The organism is Streptomyces phytophilus (assembly GCF_013870535.1).
Taxonomy (GTDB): domain Bacteria; phylum Actinomycetota; class Actinomycetes; order Streptomycetales; family Streptomycetaceae; genus Streptomyces; species Streptomyces phytophilus.
In genome coordinates this window covers 1-4060 of sequence record NZ_JACBXC010000524.1, presented here as the reverse complement: position 1 = coordinate 4060, position 4060 = coordinate 1, and the positions used below count along the sequence as shown (strand labels likewise).

Genomic DNA, 4060 nt, shown 5'->3' with positions numbered 1-4060 from the left:
GGGCCGCGCTATCTCGGGTTCGTGACGGGCGGGGCGACGCCGGCGGCGGTGGCGGGCGACTGGCTGGTGGGTGCGTACGATCAGAACGTGGTCGCCGCCGGCGACTCCGCGGCCACGGATCTGGAGCGGGAGACGGTGGGCTGGCTGCGTGAGTTGTTCGGGCTGGGTGCGGCGCACGAGGGTGCGTTCGTGTCCGGGGCGACCATGTCGAACGCGGTGGGTCTTGCGGTGGCCCGGGAGTGGCTGGGCGAACGGCTCGGCGTGTCGGTCGCGGACGCCGGTGCGGGGGCGCTGGGCGAGGTCGCGGTCCTGTCGGGCGCGGCGCACTCCAGTGTCCCCAAGGCGCTGTCGCTCCTCGGGCTGGGCCGCGACGCGCTGCGGGCGGTGCCGCTGCTGCCGGGGCGCGAGGCCGTGGACGTGGCCGCGCTGGCCGAGGCGCTGGCGGAGCTGGACGGCCGGCCGGCGATCGTGGTGGCGAACTGCGGCACGGTCAACACCGTCGACTTCGACGATCTGCGTGCGCTGGCCGCGCTGCGCGAGCGCTACCCGTTCTGGCTGCACGTGGACGCCGCGTTCGGGGCGTTCGCGGCGCTGTCACCGGGGCACGCGCACCTCGTGGAGGGGCTGGACGAGGCCGATTCGGTCTGCGTGGACCTGCACAAGTGGCTGAACGTCCCGTACGACGCGGCGGTGCAGTTCACCCGCCGCCGGGATCTGCAGGTACGGGTCTTCCGCAACGCCGCCGCGTATCTGTCGCCGCCGGCCGGCGTCGACCCCGACTTCGTCCACCTGACGCCGGAGAACTCCCGCCGGCTGCGCGCCCTGCCGGCGTGGCTGACGCTGGCGGCCTACGGGCGGGACGGCCACCGGGAGGTGGTGGAGCGCAACGCGGCGCTGGCGCGGCGGTTCGGTGAGCGGGTGGAGAGCGCGGCGGGGGGCGGGTTGCGGCTGCTGGCGCCGGTGCGGTTGAACGTCGTGTGCTTCACGCTGGCGGAGGCGCCGACGGCGGAGCGGGTGGCGGCGGTGGCTGAGGCGGCCGCGGCGGGCGGGGAGGTGGTGGTCACGCCGACGGTGTACGGGGGGACGCACGGCTTGCGGGCGGCGTTCAGCAACTGGCGTACAGGGCCGGGGGATGTGGACCGTGCGGTGGAGGCGCTGGTGGCGGCGGCGCGGGGGGTGTAGCGAGGGCGCGGGCACGACGGGGCGGCTAAGCGACCGGCACGACGCGCACGTCCGAGGTGCGGCGGTTCTACACCACGCCCAGTTCCACCGTCGTCCCCGGTCGCGCCACGCCCACCTCCCCGTCGAACCCGCGCCGCGCGGCGACGAGCGCCGCGTACCCGCCGCTGTCCCCGTCCGCGTCGCCGTCGGGCCACAAGGGCCAGTACCGCGTCGAGCGCGCCGGATGGGGCGTAGAGGGGTAGTGCGGGCGCCGGCGTGTGGGCCAGTGCGCGGGCGCGTAGGAGGGGGTTGAGGTCGGCGCAGTGGTCGGGGTGTCCGTGGGTGACGACGACGGCGTCGATGTCACCGGGCCGCATCGCGGCCGCCGAGCACGGCGAGCTTCATGCCGTTCCTCCGGTACGCGCGCGGGGGCGGGTGCGCCCCCGCGGGCCACGGTAACGGCGTCCGCGGGGTGTGCCGTACGGGGCGCGTCACCAGGCGATGTGTACGAGGAACCAGCCGGCGAAACCCACCCAGGCCGCGACGAAGACCGCCTTGCCCACGGGTGTACGCACCCGGAACCAGTCCCGGGTCCGCTCCGAGAGCGTGTCGCCTTTCTGCGGGGTGCGCAGGGCGACGACCTCGACCACGGCGCCGAGGGCGAGCAGTCCGCCCCAGACCCAGTCGGCCCCGCTCACGCGGTCCGCCCTTCGGCGGCGTCGGACTGCGCGCCGGAGGGCTGCGCGGCGGGTGTCCGTGCCGGGTACTCCGGCGGCCGTGCCCAGCCCAGCAGCACACCGGCGACGAGCCGCAGCGGCTTCCAGTCCTGCTTCGTGGCCCACTCCTCCAGCGCCCGGAACACCGCGTAGTAGGCGGCGGTGACGAGCGCGGTGACCCCGGCGGTCACGGTGGTGGAGTCGGTGTCGACCCCGAAGGCGCCGGCGGCGGTCACGACCCAGCCGACGAACAGCGGAACTAAGGTGCGTAACACAGAGATGTACAGATTCATGGTCAGATCCCCCGATCCATGGCCACCACGGGTAAAGCGGCCTTCTCACACGGGAGATGCCCGCACAAGGGCCCCTTGAACCACAACCTGAACGCCTTGTTCCGTATCACCCGCGGGCCTGGGAATCCGCCGCCGAACTCCCCGCGCGCGCCCGCGCTTTGGGGGCGCGCGCGGGGGGCGCAGGATTCCACCGGAGTGCTTGCGTCCCGCCCGCAGCGGGGATGAGGGGAGAAACGCACGAGACAGCACGGACACCCGGCGAACACCCGTCGGGCTCCCGTCGGGCACCCCACGGACAGCGCGAGGGATTCGGCCACCGTCCCGTCCCGACCCCCACTCGAAAGGGACGAATGATGACCATCAAGGGCATCGACGTCAGTTCGCACCAGTCAAGCAACTACTCCACGCGGGGCATGAACTTCGTCTTCGTCAAGGCGTCGGAAGGCCGCAGCTACGTCAACCCCAAGCAGGGCGCCCAGGCCACGCACGGCCGCGAGGCGGGTCTGGTGCTGGGGTTCTACCACTTCCTCTGGCCGGGCAACATCAAGGCGCAGGCCCAGTACTTCGTCGACAAGGCGAAGGAGAAACCGGGCGACATGCTCGCCTGCGACTGGGAGCACACGAGCGAGGGCACCGCGGCGAGCAACAAGGAGAAGGACGCCTTCATCAAGGAGGTGAAGCGGCTCAGGCCCCGCCACAAGGTGCTCCTCTACTGCAACCGCGACTTCTGGCTCAACCGCGACACCACCAGCTACGCCGGCGACGGCCTGTGGATCGCCCAGTACAACGGCGACCCGGGCAAGCCGGACATCCAGGCGCAGTGGCGCTTCCACCAGTACACGTCGTCCCCGATCGACACGAACGTGGGCCGCTTCGACTCGCGTTCGGCACTGCGGTCGTGGGCGCGGGAACGCTTCGACGCAAAACTCACGGCAGCGGAGACGGACCCCGACGAGGGCGCCGAGGAACCCATAGCCAACTGACCGGCGAAGCCGGGGTTGCCGCTGTCTGGCAACAGACGCCTCTTTCCGATGCCTCATTGCGGCCTGCCCGCGCGCCGCCGGAGAAGGGAGAATCCCGCCCGGCGGCGAGTGCGGCAGACGCGGCGGGGCATCGGGGCGGGCGGGTGGGGGACCGTCTTCCGCGCCCATGCCGCCGTGCTCGCGGGTGCCGCGTACCGCGACGACATGGGCCGGGCGACACGTGCCGTTTGATGAGTAGACGTACTCATGCCGGCTGAAGCTCCGGGGAGGACACTCCCCCGTATGGGACTGCTGCACTGGCTCCTTGACGTCGTTCTGGGCAAGGCGCTGCTGGTGTGGACCCAGGTCTGCGGGGCGCTGTCCTTCTACCTCCTGTTGAGCATCGGGTGGAGCCACAAGATTCATCCTCCCCCGACACGGCTGAAGGTCCTGGCCTGGTGGACGGGGTTGGCCGTCGCCGCGTCAGCGCTGCTGGCGACGCCGCCGCTGGTCCTCTGGTTCGGCATCGCCCACGGCTTCTGGTTCACGGTGACCGTTCAGGCGGCCCTGCTGGCCGTACCGCTCGCGCTCCTCGCCCGCGCCGCCTGGCGCCGCCGCCCCTGGCGCTCCCCAGAACCGGAAGTCCGCCGCCCCCGCCCCCCGCAACCGGGCCCGGACGTCCCCGAACCCCCACCGCCCGCCTCGTAACCTGGCGGGCACCGCTGCCCCGGATGAAAGCGCGTCCCCGTCGATGAGGCAACCGAGGTCCGCGCGGGGGCTGCTATCCCGCTCGGCGGTTGTCCGGTCCCGGGTCCCTGTCCTCGGTTCTCACGGCCATCGCCAGGTAGGCGAAGGCGCCGCGGAAGGCGCCGGTGTGCTGGTCGTACGGGGCCGTGGCCACGCAGGCGTCGAGCGCCCGCCACGCTCC

Annotated in this window: 6 protein-coding genes and 1 pseudogene; 3 read left to right on the top strand and 4 right to left on the bottom strand. The window is 72.6% G+C overall.

Annotated features, from left to right (window positions below; genetic code table 11):
• Window positions 1-1182, top strand: a 1182-nt coding sequence (locus H5J30_RS20590) for a pyridoxal phosphate-dependent decarboxylase family protein (RefSeq protein WP_181788875.1), incomplete at its 5' end; no start/stop codon positions are given.
• A gap of 67 nt (window positions 1183-1249) precedes the next feature.
• Here H5J30_RS20590 and H5J30_RS36870 read toward each other — a convergent pair.
• The 4 genes and pseudogenes from H5J30_RS36870 to H5J30_RS20575 form a co-directional block, all read right to left on the bottom strand.
• Window positions 1250-1378, bottom strand: coding sequence for a hypothetical protein (locus H5J30_RS36870; RefSeq protein ID WP_258563436.1), 129 nt, complete (start codon window positions 1376-1378; stop codon window positions 1250-1252).
• Window positions 1379-1445: 67 nt separating this feature from the next.
• Window positions 1446-1538 (bottom strand): annotated as a pseudogene (locus H5J30_RS36865) (MBL fold metallo-hydrolase); the annotation flags it as partial.
• A 114-nt stretch (window positions 1539-1652) separates the two neighbouring features.
• A complete protein-coding gene (locus H5J30_RS20580; RefSeq protein WP_181788874.1) occupies window positions 1653-1859 on the bottom strand; it encodes a hypothetical protein in 207 nt (68 codons plus the stop codon).
• Window positions 1856-2170 carry a hypothetical protein gene (locus H5J30_RS20575; protein ID WP_181788873.1) on the bottom strand — a complete coding sequence of 105 codons (315 nt, stop codon included), beginning with the start codon at window positions 2168-2170 and terminating at the stop codon, window positions 1856-1858. The genes H5J30_RS20580 and H5J30_RS20575 overlap by 4 nt, the downstream gene beginning before the upstream one ends.
• A 353-nt stretch (window positions 2171-2523) precedes the next feature.
• Here H5J30_RS20575 and H5J30_RS20570 point away from each other — a divergent pair, with 353 nt between their 5' ends.
• Window positions 2524-3153 carry a GH25 family lysozyme gene (locus tag H5J30_RS20570; RefSeq protein WP_181788872.1) on the top strand — a complete coding sequence of 210 codons (630 nt, stop codon included), beginning with the start codon at window positions 2524-2526 and terminating at the stop codon, window positions 3151-3153.
• Between the two features lie 282 nt (window positions 3154-3435).
• Window positions 3436-3840: a hypothetical protein gene (locus tag H5J30_RS20565; protein WP_181788871.1), complete on the top strand. Its 405-nt coding sequence runs from the start codon at window positions 3436-3438 to the stop codon at window positions 3838-3840.
• Window positions 3841-4060 lie beyond the last annotated feature (220 nt).